A 26,832-nucleotide genomic window follows, 5' to 3' on the forward strand; every position below is an offset into this window, starting at 1 on the left:
CCAGCCTTGGGCGCGAAGCGCGCAACAAAAAAGGCGTCCGAACCGCATGCGCACATGCAGTCGAGGACGCCTTTGTCTGTGCCGACACCTTCGTTGGTTCGGCCTATCCAGCCAAGCAAGCGGCTTGCCAGTTCCGCGCTTGACGCTCGCCGGCCAGGGCGATGCCAGTAGGTTGGGGCGCAGCGGCGTTTCTCGGCAGCGGTGCCGCACGATGATTCGCTGTAACGCCTGCCCGCCGCTGGTGCAGTAGCCTGCCTGGCGCACCGTGACCGGGCGCGGTCATTCGCCGAGCAACTCGTTCATCGCGATGATCTGCTCTGCGACCTGGATCAGCTTCTGCTGCCGGCTCATCGCCTGGCGGCGCATCAGGGTGTAGGCCTCTTCTTCCTTGCAGTTTCGCATCTTCATCAGCATGCCCTTGGCCAGCTCGATGCGCTTGCGTTCGACCAGCTGCTGCTCCCGGGCCTGCAGTTGCGCACGTATTGCCTGGTCGCTTTCGAAGCGGGCCATTGCCACGTCGAGGATCGGCTTGAGGCGCTGGGCCTGGATGCCTTCGACGATATAGGCACTGACCCCGGCGCGAATGGCCTGACGCATGGCGTCCGGGTCGCTGTCGTCGGTGAACATGACGATGGGGCGTGGCTGATCGCGGCTGACCAGCACCACCTGCTCGAGCACATCGCGGCCGGGTGAGTCGGTGTCGATCAGCACCACGTCGGGACGGATCGCCTCGACCCGCTCGGGCAGGTCGATGGTCAGGCCGGATTCGTCGATGACCTCGAAGCCGGCCTCGATCAGCGCACTCTTCAGACGGCCGATCTTCCGCGGGGTGTCGTCGATCAGGAGGATACGCAGCATGCCGGAGTCCTTCTCAAAGCGCAGCCATGGCAGGGCTTGCCATGGCATGCAGCGCGAAACTGCGGGCATAGGTGGCCGGATCGCTGCCGTCCCAGTGTTTGCCGTCCATCAGCGTGGCGCTGCGCATGGCTGAGTCAGGCAGGGCGATGCCCAGCGCGCCGGCGGCCTGGCGATACAGTTCGATCTGCTGCACCTGGTTGGCCACCTGCAGGTAGTCCGGGTCTTCGCGCAGCAGGCCCCAGCGGCGTAGCTGGGTCATGAACCAGAGGCCGTCGGAGAGATAGGGCAGATTCGCCGCCCCCTCGCCGAAGAAGCGCAGCGGATGCTCGTCCTGCCAGGCATTGCCGAGGCCATCCTGGTAGAGGCCGAGAAAGCGTGACTCGATGGCCGCCAGCGGTGCATCGACGTAGTCGCACCCGGCGATCAGCTGTGCGGTGCTGCGGCGATTCTCCTGGCTCTGGTCGATGAAGCGGCTCGCCTCCAGCACGGCCATGACCAGTGCTCGGGCGGTGTTGGGGTACTCCTCGACGAACGCGAGGGTGCAGCCGAGCACCTTTTCCGGGTGGTCAGGCCAGATCGACTGGCTGGTCGCCAGGGTGAAGCCGACGCCTTCGGTAATGGCCTGTGCTCCCCAGGGTTCGCCGGCGCAGAAGCCATCGATGCGACCGGCGCGCAGGTGCGCCACCATCTGCGAAGGCGGCAGCACGAGCGTCTTCACGTCCCGCAGCGGATCGATGCCATGGGCGGCCAGCCAGTAATAGAGCCAGAGCGCGTGGGTGCCGGTGGGGAAGGTGTGCGCCAGGGTCAGGCGTGCACCGCTTTGGCGCACGCTGGCGCGCAGTGCCTCGGCATCGGTCACGCCTGCGACCTTCAGCGGGGCGGAGAGGTTGATGCTCTGGCCGTTCTGCGCCAGGCCCATGAGCACGGCCATGTCCACCGCCGGGCTGCCGCCGATGCCCAGATGCACCGCATAGATCAGGCCGTACAGACCGTGGGCCGCGTCCAGCTCGCCGCCGATCAGCTTGTCGCGCAGAGCCGACCAGGAGTTTTGCCGCTGCAGGTTGAGCGTCAGCCCGAATGGCTGGGCGAAGCCCTGGGTGGCGGCGACGATCAACGAGGCGGCATCGGTGAGCGGCAGAAAGCCCAGGTTGACCGAGCTCTTTTCCGGTGCATCGCTGCCGGCGACCCAGGCCAGTGCGTCGTGTCGGTGCGGCGAGAGGGGGTCCGTCATGCTTGATGGCCTTTTTCCGATGGCGCGGTGCGCAAGATTGGTTATGCCAACCCTGAAGCAAGCCATATGCCAGCGAGAAATTGGTGCATGCCGCCGCGAGCAGCCCCAAGGTTCACCAGGGCCGCCAACAGACGGCCGTCAGCGCGGATAGAGCGGCGGCAATGCGCCCTGTTCCTGATCGAGATTCGGACTGCTGGCCGGCGGTAGGGTCTGGATCGCCTGCCACAGCGCATCGCCCTGCCAGCGTTGGCCGGCTTCGCTGTACAGCGCTCCATTCAGGCCATCCAGCGCGTCGGACAGCGGCACGAAACGCGCCGCCATGTCCGCCAGCGTTTCCGGTTGCTGCCGCGCCCAGGCGTCCAGTGCCTGGCGGGTGGCCTGCGAGTCGTTGGCCTGGCAGGCGCGGCGCAGATCGTCGAGCAGGCTGCGTGGGGTAGGGCCGGGTTGCAACGCACGCTGCACCGCAGGCTGCCTGCGCGCATGCAGCCACAGCCCGAAACCGATCAGCGTCGTGAGCGCCAGCAGAGCTGTGCTCAGCTGCCAAGGCCAGACAACGGCCTGCTCCGCCGTCGATACCGACGGCACCGTCGGCTCGGTCGCTGGCGGGGCGAGATTCGGATTGTCCGCGACATCCAGCGTGCGTGCCTCAAGCGTGGTGCGCTCCAGGCGATCTTCGATCGTGTTCCACCAGACGACTTCGAGCGAGGGCAGCTGCAATGGCCCGCTGCGGGTGGGGATCAAGGCTTCGCGCTGTTCCCGACTGCCGACCAGGCCGGCTGCGCTGACCTCGTTGGCCAGGCTGGGCTGATCGGGATAACGGCGCAGTTCGGCGTTTTGCGGGGAGCCGATCGCCGGCAGCTGCGTGCTGGTCAGCCCCTCGGCCTTGAGCAGCAGGCTGCGGGTCAGCGATTCGCCGACCTGGGCCTGCTGTGGCTCCGGGCTCCAGGCTTCGACCAGCGTCAGGCTGCGAGCCGGTAGCCAGGGCGCGCCGGCTGGATAGTCGGCCGGTTTGGCCTTGACCGTCAGCGGGATGCTCGGCGAGCGAACCTGGGTGGAACGACCGCCGCGCGAGCCGAACACCGAGTTGCTGCCATTGGTGACGGTGGTGGCGCTGAACAGCTGGGCGGGTATGGTCAGTTCACCGGATTTCTGCGGGAACAGCGCATAGCGCACCTCGATGACGCCATGGCGGATACCGTTGATGGTCTTCTCGTACATGCGCGGCTCGCCGAGGCGCTCCACCAGCGCCTCGGGCATCTGCAGCGGGGAGAGGGTACTGTCGTCGTATAGCGAGACCGAATGGTAGATGCGCAGCGTGAGGATCACCTGCGCCTGTACGTAGACGCTTTCCTGGTCGACGCTGGCGTCGATGAAGATAGGCGCCAGCTGATCGATTTCGGTGTCCTTCAACGACTCCTGCACCAGCACCGTGATCGGCTCGCTGCGCCAGTCCGCCACCTGCAACGGTGGAATCACCAAGTAACCGGTCTGGCGCGGGCGCAGGGTGATCAGCCAGCGGGTGCTCGCCATGGCTTCGCCGTTGCTGCTGGACAGGCGGTTGACCTGGCGCGTATCGAAGATCTCGAACAGCTGCTCCAGAGGCTCCAGATCGGGTTTGCCGAAGGCAGCACCGCCCTGGGTCTCCAGCGTCAGTTCGAGGGTTTCATCGATGCTCAGCTGAGTTCGATCCACCCGCGCAAACAACCCAGCGGCGCTGGCCTGAACGGCCAAAAGGCCGAGCAGAAGAATAGCCATCAGGCGCATCATCATCGGTTCACTTCCTGACGCTTGCGTTGTTCGTAAAGGAATTTGCGCCGCAGCAACTCGCCGGGCTCGTCGGGAACCTGGCGTAGCCACTGTTCCATCGCCTGCTCCCTTTCCAGATCGGGCAGGCCATCGTGCTGTGCCTTGGCCTGGAGTGGGTCGGTTTCGCTGGTCTTCTCGTTTGCCGAGGCCTGCGCTGCACCGCTGGCTTCGCTGGCCTGTTGGCCCTGGGCGTCATCCGGTGTCGGAGCACTGGCCGAGCCGGATTCCGGCGGTCGCTGCTGCGGCTGCGATTGTTCCGGCTCAGCCTGCTCCTGTTGCTCAGCCTGCTCGGGCTCAGGTTGTTGCTCGCGGCGGCGCAGCAGTTCCTCGACCAGCGTCCGATTGCGAAGTGCTGCCTGCAGGTCGGGTTGCCGTTCGAGCGCCTGGTCATAGGCTTCGATGGCCGCCTCGAAGGCTTCGCTGCGGGCCAGCGCGTTGCCGCGGTTGAAGTGATCGGCGGCACTGTCGCCCTCGGCAAACAGCTCGGCCGCGCCAGCGTAGTCGCCGGCACGATAGCGGGCCACGGCCTGCCAGCGGCGGTCGGTAAAACGCTCGGCCGCCTCGGCCGGCTGTTGCGCTTCCAGCAGACGCTGGCCCTGCTGGTCGCGGCGCAGCCACAGGTCCTCGAATTCCATGGCGCTGGCTGGTGGTGCTTGCAGCAACAATAGCGGCAGGCAGAACAGCCAGCCGCGGCGACCAGCCAGCGCGGTGAGCAGGAGCAGTGGAATCAGCAGCCAGTGGCCCTGATCCAGCCAGGCTTCCAGCCGCGTCATCTCGTTCTCCTCTTGCAGTGCACCGCTGGCGTCGAGCAGGCCGAGCGCAGTCAGGTCGCTGTCGCCGATGCGTGCCTGCTGGTAGCGACCGCCGAGCGAGCCGGCGAAGCGCTGCAGGCCGGCGCTGTCCAGTCGCGGAATCAGGATGGCGCCTTGTGCGTCCTTGAGGAAGCTGCCGTTTTCAGCGGCGATCGGTGCGCCCTGTTCGGTGCCGATCCCGAGGATCAGCAGCCGCCCGTCCTGGTCGCTCAGCAAGGCGCGGATGGCGTCGCGTTCCTGCTCGTCCAGGCTGCTGCCGATCAGCAACAGGCGGCCGCGACCGAGGCCAGCCTGTTCGATGAGGGCGAGTCCCTTCTCGACGGCAAGGTCGGCACGCTGTCCCGGCTCGGGCATCAATGCCGGGTGGAGAACGTCGAGCAGATTGCGCGTGGTGGCCAGATCATCCGAAAGCGGTACCAGGGTGTGGGCGCTGCCGGCATAGACCACGACGGCCGTTTGTACGTCCTGGCGGCGCTCCAGCAGGTCGAGCAGCTCGCGCTTGGCCTGGGCCAGGCGAGTCGGTGCCGCGTCGCTGGCGAGCATCGAAGGCGTCAGCTCCAGCAAAACCACCAGCGGATCGCTGCGCTTGATGCTGGGCTGCTCGTAGCGCTGCCAACTCGGGCCGAGCAGGGCACCGACTGCCAGCAGCCAGGCCAGCCCGAGCACGATCCAGGGCAGACGGCTTTGGCGCAACCGCCCACGGGTCAGCAATGCCGCGTGGAAGGTTTCCGGCAGCAGGCGCTGCCAGCGTCCGACCTGCAACTGCCGATGCCACAATCGCCAGAGCAACCAGATCAGCAGCGGCAGAATCAGCAGCCAGTAGGGCCGCAGCAGCTGTGGCAGCCATTCGCTCATCGACGCTGCTCCCGCCGCCACGCCAGGCGCTGCAGCTGTGCGCTCCACAGGCTGGCGGCGACCATCATCAGGCTGATCAGCAATGCGGCGCACAGCGGCCAGACATACAGGGCCTCGGCTACGCGTGCCTGGGTCGGCTGCTGGACTGCCGGCTCGAGACGGTCGAGGGCTTCGCCGATGGCTTGCAGCTGTTCGCTGGAGGCCGCGCGAAAATACTCGCCGCCGGTTTGCTCGGCGATGGCGCGCAAGGTGGGTTCGTCCAGATCCAATCCTGGGTTGAAGCCGAAGCGGCTGAGCACGCCCCCTTCCTCTGGTACCGCGCCGATGCCGATGGTGTGAATGCGCACGTTTTCTTCCGCGGCGAGCGTGGCCGCCAGCAACGGTTCGATCTCACCGCCATTGTTGGCGCCGTCGGTGACGAGCACCAGCACCCGGCTGTTCGCCGGGCGTTCGCGCAGACGCTTGAGCGCGAGACCAATGGCATCGCCAATGGCGGTATTGCTGCCGGCGATGCCCACGCTCGCTTCGTCCAGCCAGACGCGCACGGTCCGCCGATCGAAGGTCAGTGGCGACTGCAGATAGGCCTTGCTGCCGAACAGGATCAGGCCGACGCGGTCGCCGTGGCGCTGCTCGATGAAATCACCGAGCAGCACCTTGACCAGCTCGAGGCGCGTCAGCTCCTCGCCCTGCCATTGCATGTCCGGGTAGTCCATAGAGCCGGACACATCCACCGCCAGCAGCAAGTCGCGGCCGCTGGTCGGCAGGGGCAGTGGCTCGCCCAGCCATTGCGGGCGCGCTGCCGCGAACAGCAACAGCAGCCAGATGGTCAGGTAGGGCAGCTGCTGCCGCCACGAGGGCAAGGATACCCGGGCGCGGCGTCCGGAAAGGTGCTGCAGCTCATCGAGAAAGCTGACCTTCAATGCGGCCTCACCACTGTCGGCCGCCGGCAGCAGCGCCCGCAACAGCCAGGGCAGCGGGGTCAGCAGGAATATCCACGGCCAGGCCAGTTCAAACATGCTTGCGAATCCAGATTTCCACGGCCTGTTCGAGCCCGTCGATGGCCTTGTCGTCCAGGCGGCACTCGGCGCGATAGGCGCCCTCGACCAGGACCATCCAGCGCGTCAGTCCGGCGGCTGGGCAGCGACTGTCGAGAAATGCCAGCCAGGCGCGCCCGCTGAGGGTATGCGGATGGTTGGCCGGATAGCGGATCCGGCAGAGTCGCTTGAGCAGTGCGTTGAGCTGTTGCAGCCACTGGCTGGCCGGCTGTCCGCCGTAGGGTTTGTGCAGGCGCGCCAACTCGGCCAGCGCCTCCTGGCGCTGGGGATCCAGTTCCGGCTCGGGCCGTACGCGGGGTTTGCGCCTGGTCAGTCGATGGCGAAGTCGCCAGAACAAGCCAAGGCTGGCCAGCAGCAACAGCCCGAGCAGCCACCAGCCTGGTGCCGGTGGCCACCAGGCGATCGGCTCCGGGGTGATCAGCGGCTCGAGTTGATCGAGGGGATTCATGGTTGGTTGCCCGGTCGCTGGACGCTCAGATGCTCGCGCAGCTGATCGACCAGGTCGCGCTGGGTATCGAGTGGCATCAACGGTACCCGCAAGCGATCGGCCAGACGTCGCCAACGCATGGCGCGGGCCTCGCCGAGCTCACGATAGCGCTGACGCAGCCCGACGTCGTGGGTGTCCAGTTCCAGGCCCGCATTGCCCTGGCTGAAACGCAGCAGCCCGGCCGCCGGTAACGCGTGGTCGAGCGGGTCGTGTATCGGCAGCAGCAACAGATCGACATGCCGCGCCAGCAGGCCGAGCTGCTGCTCGGCAGCGTCGGTCAGGGTCCGTTCGTCGCAGAGAACCACCGACAGGCTACCGGGCCGCAGCACTTCACGTACACGCCGCAGCGCCAGGCTGAACGCCTCGGGATCGAGCGCGCTGTCCGGTTGCAACTGGCGATTGGCACGGGTCAGACGGTCGAGCAGCTGCAATAGACTCTGCTTGCTGCGCCGTGGCTTGATCTCCTGCTGCTCGGCTCCGAACACCAGCCCGCCGACCCGGTCGTTGTGGCTAAGTGCGGCCCAGCCAATCAGGCTGGCAGCCTGTGCCGCCAATACCGACTTGAACAATTGGCCGCTGCCGAAGAACAGGCGCGGGCTCTGCTCGACGACGATGTAGATTGGCCGTTCGCGCTCCTCATGAAAGAGTTTGGTGTGCGGCTCCTGGGTGCGCGCGGTAACGCGCCAGTCGATGGTGCGCACATCGTCTCCGGCCTGGTAGATGCGCACCTGATCGAAATCCACGCCGCGGCCGCGCAGCTTGGAGTGGTGCAGGCCCACCAGCGGGCTGCGCCGGTTGGGCGTCGAGAACAACGGCACTTCCCGCACGCGATGACGGATGTCGATGAGTTCGGCCAGGGTCACGCGTGTGCCGTGGTCCGGCTCGCTCGGCCGTCCGCCCTCGGAAGCCTGCGGTTGCATCAGGCCACCGCCACCACGTCGAGAATGCGTTGGATGACGCGGTCCTGGTCGATGCCGGCGGCTTCTGCTTCGAAGGAGAGAATGATGCGATGGCGCAGCACGTCGAAGAGCATCGCCTGGATGTCCTCGGGGCTGACGAAGTCGCGCCCGGCCAGCCAGGCGTGGGCGCGTGCGCAGCGATCCAGGGCGATCGAGCCGCGGGGGCTGGAGCCGTAGGCGATCCATTCCGCCAGCTCGGTATCGAACTTGCCGGGCGTGCGGGTGGCCATGACCAGCTGCACCAGGTATTCCTCCACCGCATCGGCCATGTACAGGCCGAGAATTTCCTTGCGTGCGGCGAAGATCGCCTGCTGGCTGACCCTGTGCTCGGGTACCGCCTCGCCATTGATAGCCTCGCCTCGGGCCTGCTGCAGGATGCGGCGTTCCACCGAGGCATCGGGAAAGCCGATCTTCACGTGCAGCAGGAAACGATCCAGCTGCGCCTCGGGCAGCGGGTAGGTGCCTTCCTGCTCGATGGGATTCTGCGTGGCCATGACCAGAAAGAGGGGCGGCAGGTCGTAGGTGCTGCGACCGACACTGACCTGGCGCTCGGCCATGGCTTCGAGCAGCGCCGATTGCACTTTGGCCGGCGCGCGGTTGATCTCGTCCGCCAGCACCAGATTGTGGAAGATCGGTCCTTGCTGGAAGACGAAGCTGCCGGTCTCCGGGCGATAGATCTCTGTGCCGGTAATGTCGGCGGGCAGCAGGTCGGGGGTGAACTGGATACGGTGGAACTCGGCCTCCAGGCCTTCGGCGAGTTCCTTGATCGCGCGCGTCTTGGCCAGCCCCGGCGCGCCTTCGACGAGCATGTGGCCGTCGGCGAGCAGGGCGATCAACAGTCGTTCGATCAAGCGCTCCTGGCCCAGGATCTGGGTGGAAAGGAACTGTCGCAACGCGATTATCGATTCACGGTGATCCATCGTCTCGATTCTTCCAGGTGGGGCAGTTTCGGTCGGCCCGGCTGGCAGGGCCACCGGCTGCAACAGTCTGTCGCAGGAGGCGGCAGGGGCGTGCCACTTTACTGCATTACGCCTCGACTAGACTAACCTTGAACCTTCGACCTGTGGCGTCAGTCACTAGCGACACGTCTTCCCAGCAAGCCAATCGGAGCCGTACATGGCGTTCTTTTCAGCGGCCAGCAAGGCCGACTTTCAGCAGCAACTGCAGACCGCACTGGCACAACACGTAGATCCCCAAATCCTGCCGCAGCTGAGCGTCTTCGCCGAGCAGTTCTTCGGTATCGTCGCGCTGACCGAGCTCACCGAGCGGCGCATGGGCGACCTGGTCGGTTCGACGCTGGCCAGCTGGCGGCTGCTGGAGCGCTTCGATCCAGCCATGCCGGAAGTGCAGGTGTTCAACCCTGACTACGAGAAACATGGCTGGCAGTCGACCCATAGCGTGGTCGAGGTACTGCATCCGGACATGCCATTCCTGGTCGACTCGGTGCGCATGGAACTCACCCGCCGCGGTTACAGCATTCATACGCTGCAGACCAGCGTGCTGCAGGTAAGACGTTCCGCCGATGGTGCCCTGCTGGAATTGCTGCCCAAGGATCAGCGGGCGCCGGACAGTCACGCCGAGTCGCTGATTTTCGTCGAGATCGACCGCTGCGCCAGTGCAGCCGCGTTGCGTGAGCTGGAGCAGTCGCTGCTTGGCGTGCTGGCCGATGTGCGCCAGGTGGTCGGTGATTTCGCTGCCATGAAAGGCAAGGTCGGCGACCTGCAGGCGCGGCTGGATCAGGTCAACCTGCGCATCGACGCCGACGAGCTGGATGAGATCCGTGATTTCATGCGTTGGCTGGCCGATGACCATTTCACCTTCCTCGGCTACGAGGAATTTTCCGTAGTGGAGCAGGGCGACGGCGGACGCATCGCCTATGACGAAGGCTCGCTGCTGGGCCTATCGCGCAGCATGCGCACCGGGCTGTCGGACGAGGAACAGTCGCTTACCAGCCAGTCGGTCAGCTACCTGCGCGAGCCGCTTCTTCTCTCGTTCGCCAAGGCAGCGATGCCCAGCCGCGTGCATCGGCCGGCCTACCCGGATTTCGTCTCGTTGCGCGAGTTCGACGAGCAGGGCCGCGTCGTGCGCGAATGCCGTTTTCTCGGGCTGTTCACCTCGTCGGTATACACCCAGAGCGTACGTCGCATCCCGTTCATCCGCCGCAAGGTGGAAACCGTCGTGCAGCGTGCCAACTTCGGCAGCTCGGCGCACCTGGCGAAGGAGCTGGTGCAGGTGCTTGAAGTGCTGCCGCGAGACGAACTGTTTCAGGCGCCCATCGACGAGTTGTTCGAAAACGCCATCGCTATCGTGCAGATCCAGGAGCGCAACCGCTTGCGTCTGTTCCTGCGCTTCGACCCGTACCGGCGCTTCTGCTACTGCCTGGTCTATGTGCCGCGCGACAGTTATTCGACCGAGACGCGATTGAAGATTCAGCAGGTCCTGCAGGAGCGACTCGAGGCCAGCGATTGCGAATTCTCCACCTATTTCTCCGAGTCGGTGCTGACGCGTGTGCAGTTCATCCTGCGCCTCGATCCGAACAAGCCGGTGCAGGTCGACCCGGCGCGCCTCGAACAGGAGGTGCTGCAGGCCTGCCGCACCTGGCAGGATGACTATCAGGGGCTGGTCGTCGAACGCTTCGGTGAAGCGAAGGGTACGCGTCTGCTCAGCGAGTTTCCCAAGGGCTTTCCGGCCGGCTACCGCGAGCGCTTCTCGGCTCAATCGGCCACGGTCGACATGCAGCATCTGCTCGACCTGAATGATGAACGCCCGCTGGTGATGAGCTTCTACCAGCCGATCACGGCGGGCGAGAACCGTCTGCATTGCAAGCTCTACCACATGGACACGCCGCTGCCGCTGTCGGACATTCTGCCGATCATGGAGAACCTCGGTCTGCGGGTGCTCGGCGAATTCCCGTTTCGCCTGCGCGACAGAAACGGCCGTGACTACTGGATCCATGATTTCGCCTTCACCTACGCCGATGGGCTGGAAATCGATCTGCTTGAGATCAACGAGACCCTGCAGGACGCCTTCATACACATCTATGGTGGTCTGGCCGAGAACGACGCGTTCAACCGGCTGGTGTTGACCGCTGGGCTGACCTGGCGCGAGGTCGCGCTGCTGCGCGCGTATGCGCGCTACCTCAAACAGATTCGCATGGGCTTCGACCTGGGTTACATCGCCAGCGCGCTGCTCAATCACACCGACATTGCCCGCGAGTTGGTGCGGCTGTTCAAGATGCGCTTCTATCTGGCGCGCAAGCTCGGCGACGACGACCTGGCGGACAAACAGCAACGCCTGGAGCAGGCGATCCTCAGCGCCCTGGATGACGTGGCGGTGCTCAACGAGGACCGCATCCTGCGGCGCTACCTGGCGCTGATCCAGGCCACTTTGCGCACCAACTTCTACCAGCCCGACGCCAGCGGCAAACCCAAGCCGTATTTCAGCTTCAAGCTCGATCCGCGTGCCATCCCGGAGATGCCACGGCCGGCACCGATGTACGAGATCTTCGTCTATTCGCCGCGGGTCGAGGGCGTACACCTGCGCGGTGGCAAGGTGGCCCGTGGCGGGTTGCGCTGGTCGGATCGCGAAGAGGACTACCGCACCGAGGTGCTCGGCCTGGTCAAGGCGCAACAGGTGAAGAACGCCGTGATCGTGCCTGGCGGCGCCAAGGGTGGCTTCGTCCCACGCCGCCTGCCGAGCAGCGGGACACGCGACGATATCCAGGCCGAAGCCATCGCCTGCTATCGCATCTTCATCAGCGGTCTGCTGGATATCACCGACAACCTGCGCGAAGGCCAGGTGGTACCGCCGGCCAACGTGCTGCGCTACGACGGCGATGATCCCTATCTAGTGGTGGCGGCCGACAAGGGCACGGCGAGTTTTTCCGACATTGCCAACGGCATTGCCACCGAGTACGACTTCTGGCTCGGCGATGCCTTCGCTTCGGGCGGCTCGGCCGGCTACGACCACAAGAAGATGGGCATTACCGCGCGCGGCGCCTGGGTGTCGGTGCAGCGCCATTTCCGTGAACGCGGCATCAACGTGCAGACCGACGTCATCAGCGTGATCGGCATCGGCGACATGGCCGGTGACGTGTTCGGCAACGGCCTGCTGATGTCCGAAACCCTGCAGCTGGTGGCGGCCTTCAACCACCTGCATGTCTTCATCGATCCGAACCCCGACCCTGCGCGCAGCTTTGCCGAGCGCAAGCGCCTGTTCGCGCTGCCGCGCTCGGCCTGGACGGATTACGACGCCTCGCTGATATCCGAAGGCGGTGGTGTGTTCCCCCGCTCGGCGAAGCGGGTGACGATCACTGCGCAGATGAAGGAGCGCTTCGCCATCGAGGCGGATCAGCTGACTCCGGCCGAACTGATCAACGCGCTGCTCAAGGCACCGGTCGACCTGCTCTGGAACGGCGGAATCGGAACCTATGTGAAAAGCAGCAGCGAGAGCCACGCCGAGGTAGGGGACAAGGCCAACGATGCGGTGCGGGTCAACGGCAACGAGTTGCAGGCCAAGGTGGTGGGTGAGGGCGGCAACCTCGGCATGACGCAGTTGGGGCGGGTCGAGTACGCGCTACATGGTGGCGCGAGCAATACGGACTTCATCGACAACGCTGGGGGGGTCGACTGCTCCGACCACGAGGTCAATATCAAGATTCTGTTGAACGAAGTGGTCAGCGCCGGCGACATGACGGCCAAGCAACGCAACCAGCTGCTGTTCGAGATGACTGACGCGGTGGCCGAATTGGTGCTGCAGAACAATTACAAGCAGACCCAGGCGTTATCCCAGGCACAGCATCGTTCGCGTGAACGAGCCGGTGAGTATGTCCGGCTGATCAGCGCGCTGGAGACGACGGGGCAGCTCGATCGATCGCTGGAGTTCCTGCCGTCCGATGACGCGCTGACTGAGCGTGCAAACCTCGGCAAGGGGCTGACCCGGCCAGAGCTGTCCGTGCTTATCTCCTACAGCAAGATCGAACTCAAGAAAGCGCTGCTGGATTCACGGGTGCCCGACGACGATTACCTTGCGCGGGAAATGGACACTGCCTTTCCACAGCAGTTGGCTGAACGTTTTCGCGCCGCGATGCTGCAGCACCGCCTCAAGCGCGAAATCGTCGCGACGCAGATCGCCAACGATCTGGTCAACAACATGGGCATCACCTTCGTCCAGCGGTTGAACGAGGCGACCGGTATGAGTGCGGCGAACGTCGCAGGCGCTTATGTCATCGTGCGCGACATCTTCCATCTGCCGCACTGGTTCCGGCAGATCGAGGCGCTGGATTACAAGGTGCCCGCGGACCTGCAGCTGAAGCTGATGGACGAGTTGATGCGGCTTGGCCGACGTGCGACGCGCTGGTTCCTGCGCAACCGTCGCAGCGAGCTCGATGCCGCGCGGGATGTCGCGCACTTCGGACCTCGGGTCGCAGCCCTCGGGCTGAAGCTGGACGAGCTGCTGCAAGGCTCGACCCGCGACCATTGGCAGGAGCGTTATCGGCGCTACACCGAAGCGGGCGTGCCCGAGCTGCTGGCGCGGATGGTCGCCGGCACCAGTCATCTGTACACCTTGCTGCCGATCCTCGAGGCGGCCGACGAAACAGGACAGGTGCCGGCGCAGGTTGCCGCTGCCTACTTCGCCGTCGGCGGAGCGCTGGAGCTGCCGTGGTATCTGCACCAGCTGACCAATATGCCGGTGGCCAATAACTGGCAAGCGCTGGCCCGCGAAGGCTTCCGCGACGACCTCGACTCGCAGCAGCGCGGTATCACGGTGTCCGTGCTGCAGATGGAGAATGGTCCGGAACCGATCAGTGAACGGGTCGATGCGTGGCTGGCACAAAGGCCGGTGCAACTGGAACGCTGGCGTTCGATGTTGGCCGAGCTACGAGGCGCCAGCGGCAATGACTATGCGATATACGCGGTGGCCAGCCGGGAGTTGCAGGCGCTAGCCCAGTCGGTTGCGCATGGTTGAAGGCCTGCTGGCCGTCTGCGGGTGTCAGCCCGCAGACGGCCAGCCAGGCTTGAGCGCATACGGCGCACCGGCCGACCGCGACGCTGTGCCGTATTTTGCGGTTGGTTCGGTATGAGGGTCGCCGGTGCTGGCGCGGCGTTCAGTTCTGGGCGGGCAAACCGACCTTGAAGCGGGTGATTTGCGGCAGGTCTCGCAGGTAGCGAATCAGGTCCGGTGCTCCGGCCAGCTTGAGCCCTTCACCGATGGCGTTGGCCGTGGGGTCACGCTTCTCCAGCAGAAGCAGTTCCGAATTGCTGGTATCGCGTAGCAGAGTCAGACGCGCATAGGGCACCTGGCTGTCGAGAAGCAGGGCCATGAACTCGCGATCGCTCCAGGCCTGGGCGGGCATGGTCACGGCGTGGTAGTCCGCATCCAGCGCGTGAACGCCTGAGCGGTCCAGGCGATAGTCGGTGACGTCCGCCGGCAGCATCACTTCCAGGCCGCGCAGGCGCGCATAGGCCACGGCGCAGGCGAAGGCTTCCAGGTGGTGCTCGCCAGCCCAGTACAGCCGTTCGCCCAGCCAGCTGGCCTGGCGCACTTCGATTGGGGCACCGGTGTCGAAACCGGGCAGCGCTGCCCCCAGGGTGCGAACGAAGTCCTTGTAGCTGATGATTCGAATCTGTCGGCAGGCAGGTGTAGCGGCGAAGGCTTCGAATGTCGCGTAGCTAGCACCGCCGCTCTGCGGGCCGCCAAAGCCGTCGATCTGACGGAGATCGAGCTGCAGCCGGATACAGTCCTTGCTGATCAGACGGGTCAGTGCCGCATGGGCGCGGGCTTTGTCTTCCTGCACCGGACCGGAGAGCGCGCCGCGCGGCAGTTCCAGCAGACGTTGCAGGCAAGGGCCGTCAGTCCAGAAAATGCTGGGCTCGGGTTCCGGGAGGCGGCTGAACGGCAGCTGCAGGTTGCTGGCGCGCTGCAATACCGAATGCGCAGCCTTGGAGCGCAGCCCGAGGCGTTGCGCAAGTCGTGCAATTTGAGTTGTCAGTGAAGGCATTGGCTCGGGCAGGCTCATCATGATGCTTGAGCTCTCAGGGCTACGGCCGAAGTGTGGCAGACCTGTGCGATTTGCGCACGGGCTTTGCTCGATCCGCGGCGGTGGAGCTGCATACGGACCTGACCAAAGAGGGAAGGGCGTTGTGGCACTATCGCTGAATTGAACATCAAGGAGCCTCCATGCCGAACCTGGTGCTGGATATCGCGCTGTCCGCCGAGCGAATGAAGGCGGTGTATCAGGGCCATGCGAATCGAGTCCTGATTCGAAGCCGCGACGGCACGCGAGTCAGCTTGCCTGCGCATCACCTGCGCCCGTTTCTGACCCATGAAGGCGTATTTGGTTCATTCGAGCTGGAGTTCGCCGAACAAGGGCAGCTGCTCGGCCTGAGGCGTCTGAAATAGCTCGCAGGTCTCGGTTTGCTGCGGCGCATCCGGATGCTATCGGCAGCGGCTGGACGGTCCTCGTGCTGCTATACTCCGCCACCACATTTCCCGAGACCTTAGGCTGCGTATGTATAACCTGGCCCGCCGGCTGTTGTTCAAGTTATCCCCGGAAACGTCCCATGAGCTTTCTCTCGAGCTGATCGGCGCTGGTGGGCGTCTGGGGCTCAACGCAATGCTGAGTAAAGCGCCGGCGAATCTGCCGGTACGAGTCATGGGGCTGGATTTTCCGAATCCTGTGGGGCTGGCGGCCGGACTGGACAAGAACGGCGAAGCGATTCGTGGTTTGTCGCAGTTGGGGTTCGGTTTCATCGAAGTCGGGACCGTGACGCCGCGCCCGCAGCCTGGCAACCCGAAACCGCGGATTTTCCGCTTGCCGGAAGCCGAAGCGATCATCAACCGTATGGGATTCAACAACCACGGGGTCGATGCCTTGCTGGCACGAGTCGAGGCAGCCAGGTTCAAGGGCGTTCTGGGAATCAACATCGGCAAGAATTTCGATACCCCGGTCGAGCGTGCCGAGGACGATTACCTGCTGTGCCTGGAGAAGGTCTATCACCACGCCAGCTACGTCACGGTCAATGTCAGCTCGCCCAATACACCGGGCCTTCGCAGCCTGCAGTTCGGTGATTCGCTCAAGCAGTTGCTCGAAGCGCTGCGTCTGCGCCGCGAAGACCTTGAGCTCATGCATGGCAAGCGCGTACCGCTGGCGATCAAGATCGCCCCTGACATGACCGACGAGGAAATCGCGCTGGTAGGTGAGGCGGTGTTCCAGGCCGGTATGGATGCGATCATCGCAACCAACACAACGCTGGGGCGGGAGGGGGTTGCCGGTTTGGCTCATGCGGACGAGGCCGGTGGGCTGTCCGGTGCGCCGGTGCGTGACAAGAGCACGCATACCGTCCGGGTTCTGGCGCAGACGCTCGGCGGGCGCTTGCCGATCATCGCCGTGGGTGGCATCACCGAGGGCAGGCATGCGGCGGAGAAGATCGAGGCGGGTGCCAGTCTGGTCCAGCTCTACTCGGGGTTCATCTACAAGGGACCGGCGCTGATCGGCGAGGCGGTGGATGCCATTGCGGCCCTGCGCTCGCAGGCACGTTGATTTGCCGGGAAGGGGCTCCTGTCGGAGCCCCTGGGCTTCTAGCCCGCCGCCCGGGTAGGGCGTGCCGTATCAAGTCGGGTGGATCGGTGAATCAGCCGACCGCGTGAAGTTCGTTGAGTCTATGCAGACCGGCCGTGCCGGTCAGACCATCCCAGTTGTCGCCGCGACCCTCCCGCCAGCCGTTGATCCAGGCTTGGCGAACTTGGGGATGGGAGAAAGGACAGAGGTCGCGAGATTTGCCATGTATGCCATGTTGATAACCGCGCAGAAATGCTCGTTCCATCGGATCACGCTTGAGTCTTCTCATTGGGTATTGCCCTCAGTGGTTGACTGGTGTTCCTGTGGCCTCATGGCGAGACCGGGCAGATAGACTGCCAATTGAAGCGCGCTGCCGGCGTGGCGCGCCTCGCCGGCATCGTTGCGATGTCGGCCTAGGACGAGTTCTAACCCAATGCTTGGTACGCTGGAACGATCGTTTTGTCATAAGTAGGTAACGAATCTGTGGATCTACCCATAAGCCGGCCGACCGTTGTGCGTAACCTGCAGTACTGAGCGCGGTCGCAATGCGCACCGGCAATTTTTCGAATCATCTGTAATTCATTCCTGCTGGGCTTGTTCCGACGAAAGGGTCGTGGCGGTCCGAAGCACTTTTTCTGGAACCACCATGACCGATCGCCATGAACTGATACTGACCTGCCCGAAGGGGCTCGAAGGCCTGCTACTTGAGGAAGCCACCCTGCTCGGCCTGGAAGAACCCCGCGAGCAGACGGCAGCGGTCCGCGGCTACGGAGCGCTGGACGTGGCGTACCGCCTATGCCTGTGGTCGCGTCTGGCAAACCGTGTGCTGCTGGTACTGAGCCGCTTCTCGACGACGGATGCCGAAACGCTCTACCAGGGGGTGCATGCAGTCGATTGGGCGGAGCACATGTTGCCGTCCGGCAGCCTCGCAGTGGAGTTCAGTGGGCGTGGCTCGGGCATCGACAACACGCATTTCGGTGCGCTGAAGGTCAAGGACGCGATCGTCGATCGGCTGCGTACTGCCTCGGGCGAGCGCCCAAGGATCGATAAGCTCGATCCGGACCTGCGGGTACACCTGCGGCTCGACAAGGGGCAGGCGGTCCTGTCGCTGGATCTATCAGGGCACAGCCTGCATCAGCGTGGCTACAGGTTGCAGCAGGGCGCGGCCCCGCTGAAGGAAAACCTGGCAGCGGCGATCCTCATCCGTGCCGGCTGGCCGCGTATCGCCGCTGCGGGTGGTGCGCTGACCGATCCCATGTGCGGCGTGGGTACCTTTCTCGTCGAGGGCGCGATGATGGCGGCCGATATCGCGCCGAACCTCAAGCGCGAGCGCTGGGGATTCAGCGCCTGGCTTGGCCATGTGCCGGCGCTATGGAACCGCTTGCATGATGAGGCGCGCTCGCGTGCACAATCCGGTCTGGCCAGAACGCCGCTGTGGATTCGTGGCTACGAAGCCGATCCACGCCTGATCCAGCCTGGGCGCAACAATATCGAGCGCGCCGGGCTGTCGAACTGGATCCGCATCTACCAGGGCGACGTCGGGACTTTCGAGCCGCGCCCGGACCAGAACCAGAAGGGGCTTGTCATCTGCAACCCGCCCTACGGCGAGCGTCTGGGTGACGAGGCGAGCCTTCTTTATCTCTATCAGAACCTCGGCGAGCGCTTGCGCCAGGCTTGCCTCGGCTGGGAGGCCGCGGTGTTCACTGCCGCCCCGGACCTTGGCAAGCGCATGGGCATCCGCAGCCACAAGCAGTACGCTTTCTGGAACGGCGCGCTGCCGTGCAAGCTGCTGCTGATCAAGGTCGAGCTGGACCAGTTCGTTACCGGTCAACGCGCTGCCTCCACCGAGTCACAGCCTCAGCAGGCTCCGGTGGAGCAGGCGCGACTGAGCGAAGGCGGGCAGATGTTTGCCAACCGCTTGCAGAAGAACCTGCGTCAGCTCGGCAAATGGGCGCGTCGCGAGGGCATCGAATGTTATCGGCTGTACGATGCCGATATGCCGGAATACGCTCTCGCGGTCGACCTGTACCGCGATTGGGTGCATGTGCAGGAATATGCACCGCCGCGCTCCATCGATCCGGACAAGGCCCAAGCTCGCCTGCTGGATGCTCTGGCGGCCATTCCGTCGGCGCTGGGCATTGCGCGTGAGAAGGTCGTGGTCAAACGTCGTGAGCGGCAGACCGGCACGCGTCAGTACGAGCGCCAGGCCGCTCAGGGTCAATTCCTCGAGGTCAGCGAGGGTGGCGTCAAGCTGCTGGTCAACCTGACCGACTACCTGGATACCGGCCTGTTCCTCGATCATCGCCCGCTGCGCCTGCGCATCCAACGCGAAGCGGCCGGCAAGCGCTTTCTCAACCTGTTCTGCTACACCGCTACGGCGACCGTGCACGCGGCCAAGGGCGGAGCGCGCAGCACTACCAGTGTCGACCTGTCCAGGACCTATCTGGACTGGGCGCGGCGCAACCTTTCGCTCAACGGCTTCTCGGACCGCCAGCGGCTGGAGCAGGGAGACGTGATGGCCTGGCTGGAAGCGGATCGCGGCGAATATGACCTGATCTTCATCGACCCCCCAACCTTCTCGAACTCCAAACGCATGGAAGGTGTGTTCGACGTGCAGCGTGACCACGTCGCCTTGCTCGACCTGGCCATGGCGCGGCTGGCTACCGGCGGGACGCTGTATTTCTCCAACAACTTCCGCAAGTTCGTGCTGGACGCGAGCCTGATGGATCGTTACGCAGTAGAAGAAATCACGGCTTCAACGCTGGATGAGGACTTCCGCCGTAATCCGCGAATCCACCGTGCCTGGAAACTCCAGGCACGGTGATGATCAGGACTGCCTGGCGCGATCAGCGCTGAGCGGTGCTTTCGCCGCGCTGGTTGTACAGGCTGACCAGTACCTGATCGAGGATCGATGAGGCACCCCATGGACGCGGGTGGTTGAGGATTGCCACTACCGCCCAGACATTGCCGTTGCCGTCTCGGCTGTAGCCCGCGATCGCGCGCACCGTGTTCAGTGTGCCCGTCTTCACATGTGCCTTGCCGGCGACCGGTGTGTTGCGCAAGCGCTTGCGCATGGTGCCGTCGACTGCTGCCAGGGGCATCGATGAGATGAACTCGGCCGAGTAGGGGCTGCGCCAGGCAGCCTGCAGCAGGCTCGCCAGCTCGCGCGCGCTGACCCGCTCGGCACGGGAAAGGCCGGAGCCGTTCTCGATCACCAGATGCGGGGAGATCAGTCCCTTCTTTGCCAGCCACTGGCGGATTACTCGCTGGGCCGCCTTCGCATCATCGGCATCCGCTTCGTTGCGGAATGCCGCACCAAGGCTCAGGAACAGCTGTTTGGCCATGGTGTTGTTGCTGTACTTGTTGACGTCACGAATAATCTCGGTGAGGTCCGGCGAGTAGGCCCTGGCCAGCAGGCGGGCACTGCTTGGTACCTGAGCGACACGGTCAGTGCCGAGGATGCTGCCGCCCAGTTCGCCCCAGATGGCGCGTACCGCGCCAGCGGCATAGCGTTCGTGATCCAACAGGGACAGATAGGTCTGCGCGCTGCAGCCAGCGGCGAGTTTGCCGGTGACCACCACGGTGACGCCGTCGCCGTTGGTGACCGGGTTGTACAGCACGTCCGGCCAGCCTGGACACTTGGCTGCCGGCAGCGCCTTAACGCGGTTGTCGACGCGTACGCTGGCGATGGGCGGCTCGACCGCCACGTTCACCTTGCCGCCATCGTTGCGGACGATGAAGCGCAGGGCCTTGAGGTTGACCAGCAATGAATCCGGCCCGACCAGAAACGGCTTGTTCTGGTCACCGCCGTCATCGTCGAATACCGGCAGGTCAGGTTGGACGAAGTGGCTGCGATCCAGCACCAGATCGCCAGTGACTTTGCTCACGCCGTTGGCGCGCAGATCGCGCAGCAGCAGCCAGAGCTTCTCCATGTTCAGCTTTGGGTCGCCGCCACCTTTCAGATAAAGATTGCCGTTAAGCACGCCGTCCACTAGCGGACCATCGGAATAGAACTCGGTTTTCCATTGGTGGTTGGGGCCGAGCAGTTCGAGCGCAGCATAGGTCGTGACCAGCTTCATGGTCGAAGCCGGATTGACCGAGACGTCCGCATTGACGTACGTCGGCGCGGCGTCGCCGGTGAGCGGCAGCATGACCACGGACAGCGCATCGCTGTTGATCTTGTTGGCCTTCAATGCCTGCTCTACACGGGCAGGCAGCGTCTGGTTCACGCCGGCCGCATGAATCGGTAGCGCAATGGGCAAGGCCAGAACGGCCAAGGAGATACCACGAAGGATTCTGTTCATTTGCGAGCGCCTCTGAGCGCACACAGGGGGCTGCTGGTGATTCGATTCGGCATGCGATTTCCCACTGCACCAAGGGAACGATTGCGAGCCATTATGCCCGGCCCGTAGAGGCGCTGTGCCTCTATCCGATAAGCGTAGCTGCGTCACACGGATAACTGCAAAACAAGATGGCGAGCCGTTGCGAAGCCGGTTCTCGGTCATCGCCTTGGCATCGGGTTGCTGTTAGAGTGCGCGCCGTCATCACGTAGAAAAAAGGATCGATCCAATGGCTACCAATCGTTCGCGTCGCCTGCGCAAGAAACTCTGTGTCGATGAGTTCCAGGAGCTGGGCTTCGAGATCAATCTCACCTATCGCGAAGGTATCGAAAGCAAGGCCGTGGATGACTTCCTGGAAGCGTTCATCAGCGAGGCGATGGAAGCCAACGACCTTGGCTATATCGGTGGTGAAGACTACGGTTTCGTCTGCCTGGCGCGCCGTGGCTCGGTTACCGAGGAGCAGCGCGCCAAGGTGGATGCCTGGCTGAAAGGCCGCAGCGAGCTTGCTGAGTACAGCGTCAGCCCGCTGATGGATGTGTGGTATCCGGAAAACCCGATCAGGACCGAGAAGTAGTCTGCTCGTCGGTTCGTTGCGCTGCTGCCAGCCGGGCTTTCCTTCGTGAGCGCCTGGCCAGCAGCAGATGCAACAGATGCATAAGCGCTGCGATGAACAATGCTACGCCTACGCCGATGCTGGCATTGACCAGGCGTATCTGCGGCAGATTCCAGTCCTGCGCTAGAGTTTCCGCCAGCAGCAGGAAGAGCAGGGTGGTCTGCAGTACGAACAGCCCGTAGTGATTCGCCTGGAAGGCCCTGCCGAGTACCACCAGCGGCAGCAGGATCATCACCATCAGCGGTGGGTCGGCCAGGCCATGACCGATGTAGATGAGGATGGCTGCGGCGGCCAGGATTCCGAGGCTGGCCTGCAGGGCACGGATCAGGCTGCGTTCCAGGTCCATCTGCAACGTGGTGAACACCGCCAGCGTCAGCCAGTAGCCTCTCGGCAGCTGCGCCATATTCACAATCACACCGCCCAGCGCGCCGGCCAGCATGTAGGTCAGTGCGTGCACTCGCCACTGCCGGATCGGCGTCCGCCGAGCGTGCCGGCGCAGCACCCGCAGAATGCTCAGCAGTCGCGGCATGTACGGCCACATGCGCAGACCATGCATGCCGCGCAAGCCGAATGCCAGCAGTGTCACCCAGAGCCCTCCAAGCGCGAACAGAAAGGCAATTGCGTAGGGGTTGTTGAAGTCGGCGATGCCATGCTGTCCCTGGCCAAGGCACAGACAGATCGCCAGGCCTATTCCCAGCTTGCCCGCCTCGCTGCCGAAGCGCTGAAGCCAGGCCAGGAGCAGCCCGTAGAAGGCGAACAGTCCAAGGCTTATCAGCGGGTGGGTGGCGGACCAGTAGCCCAGGCCGGCGCTACCGGCCCCCAGCGCGATGAGCAGGAGCATGCGCAGCATGCCGAAGCGGTGCAGGGGGTTCGCCTTGGCCGCCTGGAAAGCCCCGACTGTCGCCCAGAGGAATCCGGGGTGGCCGCTGAACAAGCCTAGTAGCAGCGGTAAGGCGCAACCGAAACCGGCCACCATCGCAGCGCCCCAGGCAGGGCGCCCGGGGTGCCAACGGATGCTCTGTCGCAGCAGGCGTTTCATGGAGGTCAGACCGGGCTGGAGCGGCCGGTCATTTCGCCGGCCATTTCGGTGGCGTAACTATCGGTCATCCCGGCGATGAAATCGATCATGCGCAGGAATGACTGATACAGCGGTAGGCCGGGCGCGGGTGCGCTGCGTCCAAGCAGATCGAGAATGCGCTGATTCTTGAAAGAGGGATTGCCTCCGCGGTGCTGTTCCAGTGCTGCACCGCAGAAGGCGTTGAGGAGGATTTCCAGCGTTGTGTAGGCGCCGATCTCGTGCAACGTCTTGCGCTTGTCCTGGAATATCTTCTGACGGGCCATTGCTTTTGCCTGCACGACGCAGGCCTTGGCCGGGCCGTGCATGTGCTCGACCAGATCACCATGAAGCTCGCCTCGCAGCAGGTTGTGCTGCTGCTCGACGAACGCGGTGGCGGCGGCGTTGGTGAGGTGCTCGATCGCCTTGCCGCGCAGAATCGCCAACTTGCGCCGTCGCGAATCGCGTGGCCCCAGCTGGCGATAGGTTTCCGGAATGTCATCGCCCACCAGCCCAAGCAGCAGCGCTTCCACCTCGGCATAGTCGAGCAGCTCCATCTCCAGGCCGTCTTCCAGGTCGATCAGCCCATAACAGATGTCGTCGGCTGCCTCCATTAGATAAACAAGGGGATGGCGAGCCCAGCGTTGATCGGCAACCTTGGGCAGGTCTAGCTTCTGCGCGATCTGTTCCAGCAGTGACAACTCGTTCTGATAGCAACCGAACTTGTGCTTCTTGTAGCCGAGCGCCTCGGCGTGACGTGATGTCCATGGGTACTTCAGGTAGGTGCCCAGGGTGGCGTAAGTCAGGCGGGTGCCACCGTCGAACTGGTGATATTCCAACTGGGTGAGTACGCGAAAGCCCTGTGCGTTGCCCTCGAAATTGAGGAAGTCGGCTCGCTGCGAATCCGTCATCTCGTCAAGCCAGCCGCGTCCGGCAGCCTGCTGGAACCAGCAGCGAATGGCGTCTTCACCGGAGTGACCGAACGGTGGGTTGCCTATGTCGTGGGCCAGGCAGGCGGATTGAACGATCATCCCGAGATCGGCGGGGCTGCACCATTCTGGCAGCTCATCGCGCAACACCTCGCCGACACGCATGCCGAGAGACCGCCCGACGCAGCTTACCTCCAGCGAGTGGGTCAGGCGTGTATGGATATGGTCGTTGCTTGAAACGGGGTGTACCTGGGTCTTGCGCCCGAGGCGGCGGAACGCCCCCGAGAAAATGATGCGGTCGTGATCCTTGTGAAACGGGCTGCGTCCCAGCTCGTCGCCGCTATGGGCGGACTTGCCGAGTCGTTCACGGGTAAGCAGTGTGTGCCAGTCCAAGGACTATCTCCATATTGCCATCAGCGGGCTGGTGCAAAACTACCATAACCGTCCATTGACCGATCGCTACTATCGCATGAAAGGTGCCGCAGGAGCGCAGGCTGGCCGGCCCTGGGTAAGGCTACAGAGTAGCGATTGTGGGAGTTCTGCATTGAGCGGGCGAAAGCCGCTCAATGCAGTTTCTGGCGCAGTTTCTGCTGGCCCTTGATCAACGGGTAGAGGGTCAGTGCGATACGAGCCAGTTTTCCGACCTTTCCGAGACGGCGGCCGAATAACGCGAGTGCAACCGTAGCCGCAATCATCACCGGCCCCTTGCCAGATGACGTCTCGGCATCGGAGTGGCGAGACGTCATGAAGCTTCTCACCTGCTGCAGAGGGTGGGACAGGGGTTGTGCATGATAAAGCAGCTGCTGGCGATGCATCTCCATGCGCAGGCGTACCAGATCCTTGCGCATGCTCAGATCGTTAGAAGTGCTCAGTGGCTGGCTCATGGCAGTAAACGCTCCCGATTGCGTTCCAGCTCTTCAAGTGTCGCCTGGAACGGCGCTGCACATTGCTTAGCGAGCGAAACCGCGCGGCTGATACAGATAATCATCGCCAGTGCATAAACCGCACACAGCGTGAGAATCGCTGCCATTCGATGGGTTTCCCAGAACGCGATTACGATTGCCGCGGAGAGCCCGACAAGAATCAGAAGGCCGAAAATCAGACTGATTCCCGCGAGAAGAAACAACCGGAACGTGCGAGCTTTCTCCTCCTGGACCTCGATGCCGATCAGCTCCAGATGACCTTGCAACAGGCCGACAAACGCGCCGCCCAGCTTCTTGAGCGATGGCTTGGGAGCTTCGGTGCCAGGCTTCGCATCCATTGGCGGCACTCCCATCAGCGACGTGTGATCAGACCGAGCAGAAATCCGACGCCCGCAGCGATGCCGATCGATTGCCAGGGATGGGTGTGAACATATTCCTCGGTGCACTGGATTGCAGCCTGGCCCTGCTCGCGCATGGAGCCCTCGCGCTCTTTGAGCATCTCACGCGCCTTGGCGATGTTTGCGTTGATCTTGTTGCGCAGCTCTTCGGTCTGCCCGCCTGCAGATTCCTGCGTGTGTTTAAGGAGGCGTTCGGTATCACCGATGAGTGTATGAAATTCCTCGATTAGCGCATTCTGGGCGGCCTGCAGGTTACGACGATGGGCGGATGTATCGATGAGGGGGCGGGTGCTCCCAGCGGGACCTTCAGGAATCGGGGTGTTATCGCTGGTGCCGAAAGTGGACTCGGTAGACATGCGCAGCTCCTCTTGAATCTAGGGGCGGAAGGCCCCGTTGCCTCAAGTTTCGAGCGTTGCGTCTTGGCAAAGGTTCCCCGCTTCGTTGTGTCGCGTGGAGGTAGAGGGCAATTGCGGTTGGTTCTGCCTGTTTCGGCGATGCATAAAAAAGAAACCCGCCGAAGCGGGTTTCTTTGTCTACAGCAACGAGTGCCGTAGCCGCTTCTTACATCAGCGGAATGGTGTAGCTGACGATTAGACGGTTTTCGTCAAGATCGTTAGTGCGGGCAAGATTGCCGCGCGAGGTTGCGTTGCGCCACTTGACGTTCAGATTCTTCAGCGTCCCTTCTTGGAAGGTGTAGCCGATATCCATGTCGCGCTCCCAGATCTTTCCTTCCGACAGGCCCGCGCCGCGATCGACGTTGTCGCCTGTGACGTAGCGAGTCATGAAGGTCAAGCCGGGAATGCCAACAGCAGCAAAGTTGAAGTCGTAGCGTGCCTGCCAGGACTTCATGTCAGCCATTGCGAAGTCGTTGATCTGTACATAGTTGACCAAGAACGGATCGGTGAACTCGCCGACATATGCAAACCCAGTATCACCGCTCATTTTCTGGTAGCCGAGTCCGAAGCTGTGACCGCTCAGCGAATAGGTAACCATCGCCCCTAGCGCGCGGTTATCTACATTGGACGAGCCGTCTTCAGAAGAACGGGAGTAGCGCAGGTCGGTCTTGAGGGACTGTTTGTCACCCAAAGGGAGAACATGAACCAGGTTGGTCGAATGCTGCTTATAGACCTCTTCCAAATTGCTGTAGTAGTAAGCAGCAGTCAGGTCGTTGGTGAGCTTATAGCTACCACCAGCAAAGACAAAATCGTCTACGTCAGTAGCGTCGATGGCTGCTTCGCCTGCAGCTGCGGCTTTACCACCGTAAGCGAGAGGTTCGTTGTTGGTCGAGTTGCGATGATTGGCTCGATTGAGATAACCGGCATCCAATGTGAGGCCATCGATCTCATTAGAAACGATTTGTGCGCCTTGGAACGTTTGCGGCAAGAGGCGGGAGTCGCTCGAGGAAATGGCCATGTTCTTCGGTTGGAGCGTGCCAACTTTCAGAATGGACTTGGACACTTTGGCTTTTGCAGTCAGGCCCAAGGAGGACCAATCATCGGGAGCCTCATTGTTGTACGCGCTAGGCATCAAGCCAGTACCAGCGGTATCTTCGCTGGAGTAGAGCTTCACGCCCTGTAGCCCCAATGCGTCAACACCGAAACCAACGGTCCCTTCGGTGTAGCCTGATTCCACGCGGAGCAGGAAGCCTTGGCCCCACTCTTCCAATTTGCTCTGGCCCGAATCTTCTCGAATGTCACGATTGAAATAGAAGTTACGCAGTTCCAGGCCAGCCTTGGTGTCTTCGATGAAGGCGGCTTGGGCCATGGTTGGGATAGCCAGTGTTGCTCCCAGAGTGGCGAGGGCCACGCCCCGGGCGATGGGGGTCTTGAGCATTTCTTATTTCTCCTCGTTGGATGATGCTCTGAAGTCGCTCTTTACGGCGCCATGCAATAAAACATTACAGAGGGTTTTCAACCTTTAGACTTTAGTCGTCAAGTCTCGCGAGTCAACGT

The 26,832-nt window shown here is 63.3% G+C and carries 22 protein-coding genes; 5 read left to right on the forward strand and 17 right to left on the reverse strand.

The genetic code is table 11. The features are described from left to right. Positions 1-279: 279 nt before the first annotated feature. The 8 genes from ACX1DW_RS04310 to ACX1DW_RS04345 form a co-directional block, all read right to left on the reverse strand. Positions 280-858 carry an ANTAR domain-containing response regulator gene (locus ACX1DW_RS04310; RefSeq protein WP_125841501.1) on the reverse strand — a complete coding sequence of 193 codons (579 nt, stop codon included), beginning with the start codon at positions 856-858 and terminating at the stop codon, positions 280-282. Positions 859-871: 13 nt separating this feature from the next. Beyond that, on the reverse strand, positions 872-2,089 hold the full coding sequence (locus ACX1DW_RS04315) for a CmpA/NrtA family ABC transporter substrate-binding protein (protein WP_458992855.1): 1,218 nt from the start codon (positions 2,087-2,089) through the stop codon (positions 872-874). 138 nt (positions 2,090-2,227) lie between these two features. Next, entirely contained in the window at positions 2,228-3,856 is a 1,629-nt protein-coding gene (locus ACX1DW_RS04320; RefSeq protein WP_458993380.1) for a BatD family protein, read from the reverse strand. Further along, positions 3,856-5,562 carry a VWA domain-containing protein gene (locus tag ACX1DW_RS04325; protein ID WP_458992856.1) on the reverse strand — a complete coding sequence of 569 codons (1,707 nt, stop codon included), beginning with the start codon at positions 5,560-5,562 and terminating at the stop codon, positions 3,856-3,858. Before ACX1DW_RS04325 ends, ACX1DW_RS04320 begins: the two co-directional genes overlap by 1 nt. Then, positions 5,559-6,578: a vWA domain-containing protein gene (locus ACX1DW_RS04330; RefSeq protein ID WP_014596948.1), complete on the reverse strand. Its 1,020-nt coding sequence runs from the start codon at positions 6,576-6,578 to the stop codon at positions 5,559-5,561. Before ACX1DW_RS04330 ends, ACX1DW_RS04325 begins: the two co-directional genes overlap by 4 nt. After that, a complete protein-coding gene (locus ACX1DW_RS04335) occupies positions 6,571-7,065 on the reverse strand; it encodes a DUF4381 domain-containing protein (protein WP_394374604.1) in 495 nt (164 codons plus the stop codon). Before ACX1DW_RS04335 ends, ACX1DW_RS04330 begins: the two co-directional genes overlap by 8 nt. Next, positions 7,062-8,024 (reverse strand): DUF58 domain-containing protein, encoded by a 963-nt coding sequence (locus tag ACX1DW_RS04340; protein WP_458992857.1) that lies wholly within the window; start codon positions 8,022-8,024, stop codon positions 7,062-7,064. The genes ACX1DW_RS04335 and ACX1DW_RS04340 overlap by 4 nt, the downstream gene beginning before the upstream one ends. Further along, a complete protein-coding gene (locus ACX1DW_RS04345) occupies positions 8,024-8,983 on the reverse strand; it encodes an AAA family ATPase (protein ID WP_063541027.1) in 960 nt (319 codons plus the stop codon). Before ACX1DW_RS04345 ends, ACX1DW_RS04340 begins: the two co-directional genes overlap by 1 nt. Positions 8,984-9,179: 196 nt before the next feature. On the opposite strand from ACX1DW_RS04345, the gene ACX1DW_RS04350 reads away from it, so the two are divergent. Continuing rightward, on the forward strand, positions 9,180-14,030 hold the full coding sequence (locus tag ACX1DW_RS04350; RefSeq protein WP_458992858.1) for an NAD-glutamate dehydrogenase: 4,851 nt from the start codon (positions 9,180-9,182) through the stop codon (positions 14,028-14,030). Positions 14,031-14,169: 139 nt separating this feature from the next. On the opposite strand, the gene ACX1DW_RS04355 is transcribed toward ACX1DW_RS04350, so the two are convergent. Next, positions 14,170-15,084, reverse strand: coding sequence for a DUF6685 family protein (locus ACX1DW_RS04355; RefSeq protein WP_110776638.1), 915 nt, complete (start codon positions 15,082-15,084; stop codon positions 14,170-14,172). Between the two features lie 158 nt (positions 15,085-15,242). On the opposite strand from ACX1DW_RS04355, the gene ACX1DW_RS04360 reads away from it, so the two are divergent. Together ACX1DW_RS04360 and ACX1DW_RS04365 are read left to right on the forward strand one after the other, a co-directional pair. Further along, a complete protein-coding gene (locus ACX1DW_RS04360; RefSeq protein WP_063541030.1) occupies positions 15,243-15,464 on the forward strand; it encodes a DUF2835 domain-containing protein in 222 nt (73 codons plus the stop codon). Positions 15,465-15,573: 109 nt separating this feature from the next. After that, complete coding sequence (locus tag ACX1DW_RS04365) at positions 15,574-16,605, forward strand: quinone-dependent dihydroorotate dehydrogenase (RefSeq protein ID WP_063541031.1); 1,032 nt, start codon at positions 15,574-15,576, stop codon at positions 16,603-16,605. A gap of 91 nt (positions 16,606-16,696) precedes the next feature. Here the strand turns inward: ACX1DW_RS04365 and rmf are convergent, their stop codons facing one another. Beyond that, entirely contained in the window at positions 16,697-16,912 is a 216-nt protein-coding gene (gene rmf / locus ACX1DW_RS04370; RefSeq protein WP_011913504.1) for a ribosome modulation factor, read from the reverse strand. A gap of 357 nt (positions 16,913-17,269) precedes the next feature. On the opposite strand from rmf, the gene rlmKL reads away from it, so the two are divergent. Beyond that, positions 17,270-19,447, forward strand: coding sequence for a bifunctional 23S rRNA (guanine(2069)-N(7))-methyltransferase RlmK/23S rRNA (guanine(2445)-N(2))-methyltransferase RlmL (gene rlmKL, locus ACX1DW_RS04375; protein WP_458992859.1), 2,178 nt, complete (start codon positions 17,270-17,272; stop codon positions 19,445-19,447). A 22-nt stretch (positions 19,448-19,469) separates the two neighbouring features. On the opposite strand, the gene dacB is transcribed toward rlmKL, so the two are convergent. Next, complete coding sequence (gene dacB, locus ACX1DW_RS04380) at positions 19,470-20,927, reverse strand: D-alanyl-D-alanine carboxypeptidase/D-alanyl-D-alanine endopeptidase (RefSeq protein WP_161612029.1); 1,458 nt, start codon at positions 20,925-20,927, stop codon at positions 19,470-19,472. Between the two features lie 265 nt (positions 20,928-21,192). Between dacB and ACX1DW_RS04385 the strand changes: the two genes are divergently transcribed. Continuing rightward, positions 21,193-21,537, forward strand: a complete 345-nt coding sequence (locus tag ACX1DW_RS04385; protein ID WP_063541034.1) for a YggL 50S ribosome-binding family protein — start codon at positions 21,193-21,195, stop codon at positions 21,535-21,537. Here the strand turns inward: ACX1DW_RS04385 and ACX1DW_RS04390 are convergent. From ACX1DW_RS04390 to ACX1DW_RS04415, 6 genes are all read right to left on the reverse strand, one after another. Next, the gene (locus ACX1DW_RS04390) at positions 21,521-22,510 is read right to left on the reverse strand and encodes an FUSC family protein (protein ID WP_394798122.1); all 990 of its coding nucleotides are present in this window, start codon (positions 22,508-22,510) and stop codon (positions 21,521-21,523) included. The two genes, ACX1DW_RS04385 and ACX1DW_RS04390, sit on opposite strands and share 17 nt — an antisense overlap. A gap of 110 nt (positions 22,511-22,620) precedes the next feature. After that, on the reverse strand, positions 22,621-23,952 hold the full coding sequence (locus ACX1DW_RS04395) for a deoxyguanosinetriphosphate triphosphohydrolase (RefSeq protein WP_458992860.1): 1,332 nt from the start codon (positions 23,950-23,952) through the stop codon (positions 22,621-22,623). 170 nt (positions 23,953-24,122) lie between these two features. Beyond that, complete coding sequence (locus ACX1DW_RS04400; RefSeq protein WP_125867796.1) at positions 24,123-24,443, reverse strand: hypothetical protein; 321 nt, start codon at positions 24,441-24,443, stop codon at positions 24,123-24,125. Beyond that, positions 24,440-24,820, reverse strand: coding sequence for a phage holin family protein (locus tag ACX1DW_RS04405; protein ID WP_102840349.1), 381 nt, complete (start codon positions 24,818-24,820; stop codon positions 24,440-24,442). The genes ACX1DW_RS04400 and ACX1DW_RS04405 overlap by 4 nt, the downstream gene beginning before the upstream one ends. Before the next feature lie 14 nt (positions 24,821-24,834). Next, positions 24,835-25,236, reverse strand: coding sequence for an ElaB/YgaM/YqjD family protein (locus tag ACX1DW_RS04410; protein ID WP_102840350.1), 402 nt, complete (start codon positions 25,234-25,236; stop codon positions 24,835-24,837). Between the two features lie 205 nt (positions 25,237-25,441). Continuing rightward, a complete protein-coding gene (locus ACX1DW_RS04415) occupies positions 25,442-26,713 on the reverse strand; it encodes an OprD family porin (RefSeq protein WP_133456811.1) in 1,272 nt (423 codons plus the stop codon). Positions 26,714-26,832 lie beyond the last annotated feature (119 nt).

It is taken from the genome of Stutzerimonas sp. KH-1 (genome assembly GCF_054483855.1).